Raw genomic sequence first — 5,204 nt, forward strand, 5'->3', positions numbered from 1 at the left:
GCGAAGATCGCGGCCACCGCGAGCAGGGTCAGTACGAGCTGCAGCGTCTCGCCCGGCGGGAAGGCGGTGATCACCACCTGCAGGGCAGGGATCAGGGTGACGACCCAGAGGGCGAAGGCGTTGACGATCCCAGGGGACGCCGGCCGAATCGCCGTGGTTGTGCGACTCGGGCCCGCAGGCGTGCGCGTCAGTCTCCTGCGACATCCAGTGCCTCAGCCAGCGTGAACGCGCCGGCGTAGAGTGCCTTGCCGACGATCGCTCCCTCGACGCCCAGCGGCACGAGCTCACGGAGCGCGGCGATGTCGTCGAGGCTCGAGATCCCACCGGATGCGACGACCGGCTTCGGGGTGCGCGAGGTGACCTCACGCAGCAGTTCGAGGTTCGGGCCGCGGAGCGTGCCGTCCTTCGTGACGTCGGTGACGACGTACCGGCTGCAGCCGGCGTCCTCGAGGCGCTCGAGCACCTCCCAGAGGTCACCGCCCTCCTTGGTCCATCCGCGGGCGGCGAGAGTCGTGCCCCGCACATCGAGGCCGACCGCGATGGCCTCGCCGTAACGACCGATCACGTCAGCAGCCCACTCCGGGTTCTCCAGCGCCGCGGTGCCCAGATTGATCCGGGTGGCGCCGCTCTCCAGAGCCGCCTCCAGCGTCGCGTCGTCGCGGATACCGCCCGAGAGCTCGATGTTCACGCCCTTGCACTGCTTGATGACCTTGCGCAGGATCGGCGCATTGCTGCCGCGGCCGAATGCGGCGTCGAGGTCGACGAGGTGGATCCACTTCGTACCCTGCGCGGCCCACTCCCCCGCTGCATCCAACGGGTCGCCGTAGCTGGTCTCGGTGCCGGCCTCGCCCTGGGTCAGGCGGACGGCCTTGCCCCCGGCGACATCGACCGCGGGAAGGAGCGTGAGCGAGGGGGACTGCGCGAAGTCGTTCATGGGGTCCTTGGATCGGGAAGCTCTTCGGCCCGGTGCGGGCACGAGAACCGAGGGTAGTCCGCCGGACGGCGGGGAACAAAACGGATGACGCCTGCCGGCGTCGTCAGAGACTCTGGACCCAGTTGCGCAGCAGCTGGATGCCGGCCTCGCCGGACTTCTCCGGGTGGAACTGCGTCGCTGAGAGCGGACCGTTCTCGACCGCGGCGAGGAAAGGATCCCCGTAAGTCGTCCAGGTGAGGACGGGCTCGGGGAACGGCGGGATGACGTCGAGCTCCCAGGACTGCGCGGCATAGGAGTGCACGAAGTAGAAGCGCTCCTGCTCGATGCCTCGGAAGAGCACGCTGTCGGCACCGGGCTCGACCGTGTTCCAGCCCATGTGTGGAAGCACCGGTGCGTTGAGCTGGGTGACGGCCCCCGGCCATTCGCCGAGGCCCTCGGTGTCGTGGCCACGCTCGACGCCGTGCTCGAACAGCACCTGCATCCCGACGCAGATCCCGAGCACAGGGCGACCGCCGGCCAGACGGCGGTCGATGATCTCGTCTCCACCATGGGCGCGCAGGGCGTCACGCACGGCCTGGAACGCTCCGACGCCGGGCACGACGAGACCGTCGGCCTCGAGAGCGGTGGCGCGGTCGCGTGTCAGCACGGCATCCGCACCCGCTGCCACGAGCGCCTTGACGGCCGAATGGACGTTGCCCGACTCGTAGTCGAACACCGCGATGCGAGGTGCTGCGCTCACAGCGCACCCTTCGTGGAGGGGACGCCATCCACGAGAGGGTCCAGCGCCTTGGCCTGACGGAACGCACGGGCGAACGCCTTGAACTCCGCCTCGGCGATGTGATGAGGGTCGCGTCCGCCGAGTACGCGCACGTGCACCGTCAGAGCCGCGTTGAACGTGATGGCCTCGAACGAGTGACGCACGAGCGAACCCGTGAAGTGCCCGCCGATGAGGTGGTGCTCGAACCCCGCGGGCTCACCCGTGTGCACGAGGTAGGGACGACCGGAGATGTCGACGACGGCCTGAGCGAGCGCCTCGTCGAGCGGAACGAGCGCGTCGCCGTAGCGGGAGATGCCGGACTTGTCGCCGAGGGCCTCGAGAATCGCCTGGCCGAGCACGATCGAGACGTCTTCGACAGTGTGGTGCGCGTCGATGTGCGTGTCGCCGGACGCGCGCACGGTCAGGTCGGTGAGCGAGTGCTTGGCGAACGCGGTGAGCATGTGGTCGAAGAACGGCACCGACGTGTCGATGCGACTCGCACCGGTGCCGTCGAGATTCAGCTCGAGCTCGACGGTGGACTCCGACGTGCTGCGCACGCGGCTCGCTGTGCGCGGGGTCAGTGCGGGGGTGCTCATGAAGCCGATCCTATCGAGGCAAGGGCGTCCAGGAACGCGGTGGTCTCGGCCTCGGTTCCGGCACTCACCCTCAGGTGGCCGGGGATGCCGACGTCGCGCACGAGCACGCCGCGGTCGTAGAGCTGCTGCCACGTCGCCTTCGGGTCGGCAACTCCGCCGAACAGCACGAAGTTCGACCACGTCTCGTGCGGCTGATAACCGAGCGCCTCGAGGGTGGCCGTGATCCTGTCGCGCTGTTCGACGATCTCCTCCACCATCCCGAGCATCACGTCGGCGTTGCGCAGTGCCGCGATGGCCGCTGCCTGGGTGAGGGCGCTCAGGTGATAGGGCAGACGCACCAGCCGCAGCGCGTCGATGAAGGCCGGATCCGCCGCGAGATAGCCGACGCGAGCGCCCGCGAACGCGAACGCCTTGCTCATCGTGCGCGAGACGGCCAGTCGCGGACGCCCTTCGAGCAGCGTCAATGCGGACACCGCGTCGCGGGGAGCGAACTCCTGGTAGGCCTCGTCGACGATAACGATGCCCCGAGCCGCGTCGTAGACGGCTTCGACGACGTCGAGCCCCAGCGGCGTGCCGGTGGGGTTGTTGGGCGAGCAGAGAATCACCACGTCCGGGTCGGCGGCCCGCACCTGCTCGGAGGCCTCCTCCGGCGTGATCGTGTAGTCGGGCTGCCTGGTGCCGGCGATCCACCGCGCCCCGGTCCCCTGGGCGATCAACGGGTACATCGAGTACGTGGGTGCGAAGCCGAACGCCGTGCGCCCCGGCCCGCCGAACGCCTGGAGGATGTGCTGGAGCACTTCGTTGGACCCGTTGCCCGCCCAGATCTGCTCGGGGGTGAGCCCGTGCCCCAGATACTCGGCGAACGACTCACGAAGGGTGCTGAACTCCCGGTCGGGGTAGCGGTTGACGTCGCGGATCGCCACGGCGATGTCGTCGAGGATGTCGCTGGCCACTTCATCCGGGATCGGATGTGTGTTCTCGTTCACGTTGAGCGCGATCGGAAGGGGCGCCTGCGGAGCGCCGTACGGCGTCAGTCCGCGAAGATCATCACGTAGCGGGAGATCGTTGAGGGAGAGGGTCACCCTTCCCATGTTAAGCGGCGCCCCGAGTCGATGACGCAAAGTTGCTGCAGCGACGCTGCGGCAGGATCAGTTCACGTACTGGGCCGGGATGGCCAGTGTCTGACCGATCTGGAGCTCGCCACCACGCAGCAGGTTCATCCGGCTGATCTCACCGATCACGTCGCGCGGGTCGGCGTCGGGGGCGACGCCGGTGGCGATCGACCAGAGCGTGTCGCCGGGCATGACCGTGACGGTCTCGACGCTGACGGCCGCGGTGTCTGCACCCGAGGCGATCGCACTGCCACCGCTGAGTGCGGCGAACGCGATGCCGACCGCGAGCGGCACGGAGGCGAAGGCCAGCAGCACGGCGCGGCCACGCGTCGTCAGTCGGAGTCGCGTCGAAGGACGGGTCGACGCCGGAATGACTGCTGCGGTGCTGAAGCTGATGCTGCTCATGTGGTGCTCCTTAGCCTGTCCCGGAGCCGTGAGGCGACCGGGGAAGTTGGCGTAGCGTTCGCATTCCCGCCTCGGCCGGGAGCCGTGAATGCGAAGCTACGTACCGAAGATATCTTCGAGTTCGAACATCTGTCAAGTATTCTTCGAAACCCCGCCGACGATTAGGCCGACACGCTCGAACAGATCTTCCAGATCGGCCCGATTCTCGGATACGGTTTCGATAAGGACACCCCACCACGGGCCTCCGACATTCGAAGAGGGACGTCGGATCACGCACTGAAGGAGCACCATGAGCGAGAACTCTGCCCCCGAGTCGGAGGCACCGCGCACGCGCCGCCGGAAGAGCCTCAGCCCGAAGCAGATGGCGATCCTCGAGGTCATCCAGAACTCGATCGCGCACCATGGCTACCCGCCGAGCATGCGCGAGATCGGCGACGCCGTCGGCCTCAAGTCCCTCTCCAGCGTCACCCACCAGCTCGGACAGCTCGAGCTCAGCGGCTATCTGCGCCGCGACCCCGGGAAGACGAGAGCCATGGAAGTGCTCATCGATCTGCCTGGCACCAGCACCGAGAGCCCCGCCGACGTGGCGACCCCGGTCGGAGACGCCGCGCTCGTCCCCCTCGTCGGGCGCATCGCAGCCGGCGTGCCGATCACCGCCGACCAGCAGGTCGAGGAGATCTTCCCCCTCCCCCGCCAGCTGGTGGGCAAGGGTGACCTCTTCATGCTCAAGGTCTCCGGCGAGTCGATGATCGATGCCGCCATCTGCGACGGCGACTGGGTCGTCGTCCGCTCCCAGAACAGCGCCGAGAACGGCGAGATCGTGGCGGCGATGCTCGACGGCGAGGCCACCGTGAAGGTGCTGCGTCGCCGCGACGGCCACACCTGGCTGCTCCCCCGCAACTCCGCGTTCGAGCCCATCCTCGGCGATGAGTCCGTGATCCTCGGCAAGATCGTCGCGGTACTGCGCGCGGTCTGAGACGAGACGGCACGACGAAGCCCCTCCCGGGTACCGGGAGGGGCTTCGTGGCGTCGGGCAACGGATCAAGACCGCGATGCTCCCGTCCTGACGCACGGGCGTCCACCTTCGACGCCTAGGCTCGAAGCATGTCGTCGTCCCCCTACGGTTCCTGGCCCTCGCCCTTCTCCGCGGCCTCCGTCGCGGCCTCCTCTCCGCGCATCGACGGAGCCCGCTTCGTCGGTGCGGAGATCTGGTGGGGTGAGTCGGTACCCGCCGAGAAGGGACGCGTGACGGTGCGGAGTTCTTCCGGCTCCGAGATCCTCCCCGCCCCCTGGAGCGCGCGCTCTCGCGTGCACGAGTACGGCGCACCCGCTGGTCTCCTGCGTCGACGAAGAACAGCGTGCCGTGCTCATCGGCCGTCCAGGCGCCTCCGCCGTACTCG

Annotated in this window: 6 protein-coding genes and 1 pseudogene; 2 read left to right on the forward strand and 5 right to left on the reverse strand. The window is 68.4% G+C overall.

Annotated features, from left to right (window positions below; genetic code table 11):
* Positions 1-187: 187 nt before the first annotated feature.
* From priA to KZA10_RS07645, 5 genes are all read right to left on the reverse strand, one after another.
* The gene (gene priA, locus KZA10_RS07625) at positions 188-934 is read right to left on the reverse strand and encodes a bifunctional 1-(5-phosphoribosyl)-5-((5-phosphoribosylamino)methylideneamino)imidazole-4-carboxamide isomerase/phosphoribosylanthranilate isomerase PriA (RefSeq protein ID WP_218682560.1); all 747 of its coding nucleotides are present in this window, start codon (positions 932-934) and stop codon (positions 188-190) included.
* Between the two features lie 103 nt (positions 935-1,037).
* Positions 1,038-1,673, reverse strand: a complete 636-nt coding sequence (gene hisH, locus KZA10_RS07630) for an imidazole glycerol phosphate synthase subunit HisH (protein ID WP_055871024.1) — start codon at positions 1,671-1,673, stop codon at positions 1,038-1,040.
* Positions 1,670-2,287, reverse strand: coding sequence for an imidazoleglycerol-phosphate dehydratase HisB (gene hisB, locus KZA10_RS07635; protein ID WP_055877783.1), 618 nt, complete (start codon positions 2,285-2,287; stop codon positions 1,670-1,672). The genes hisH and hisB overlap by 4 nt, the downstream gene beginning before the upstream one ends.
* Positions 2,284-3,369 (reverse strand): histidinol-phosphate transaminase, encoded by a 1,086-nt coding sequence (locus KZA10_RS07640; protein WP_308289614.1) that lies wholly within the window; start codon positions 3,367-3,369, stop codon positions 2,284-2,286. Before KZA10_RS07640 ends, hisB begins: the two co-directional genes overlap by 4 nt.
* A gap of 66 nt (positions 3,370-3,435) precedes the next feature.
* Positions 3,436-3,804, reverse strand: a complete 369-nt coding sequence (locus KZA10_RS07645) for a LysM peptidoglycan-binding domain-containing protein (RefSeq protein ID WP_017828555.1) — start codon at positions 3,802-3,804, stop codon at positions 3,436-3,438.
* 289 nt (positions 3,805-4,093) lie between these two features.
* On the opposite strand from KZA10_RS07645, the gene lexA reads away from it, so the two are divergent.
* Together lexA and KZA10_RS07655 are read left to right on the forward strand one after the other, a co-directional pair.
* The gene (gene lexA, locus KZA10_RS07650; protein WP_017828554.1) at positions 4,094-4,780 is read left to right on the forward strand and encodes a transcriptional repressor LexA; all 687 of its coding nucleotides are present in this window, start codon (positions 4,094-4,096) and stop codon (positions 4,778-4,780) included.
* A gap of 128 nt (positions 4,781-4,908) precedes the next feature.
* Positions 4,909-5,204, forward strand: a pseudogene (locus KZA10_RS07655) (hypothetical protein); the annotation flags it as partial.

The organism is Microbacterium sp. BF1 (assembly GCF_019279095.1).
Lineage (GTDB): Bacteria > Actinomycetota > Actinomycetes > Actinomycetales > Microbacteriaceae > Microbacterium > Microbacterium maritypicum.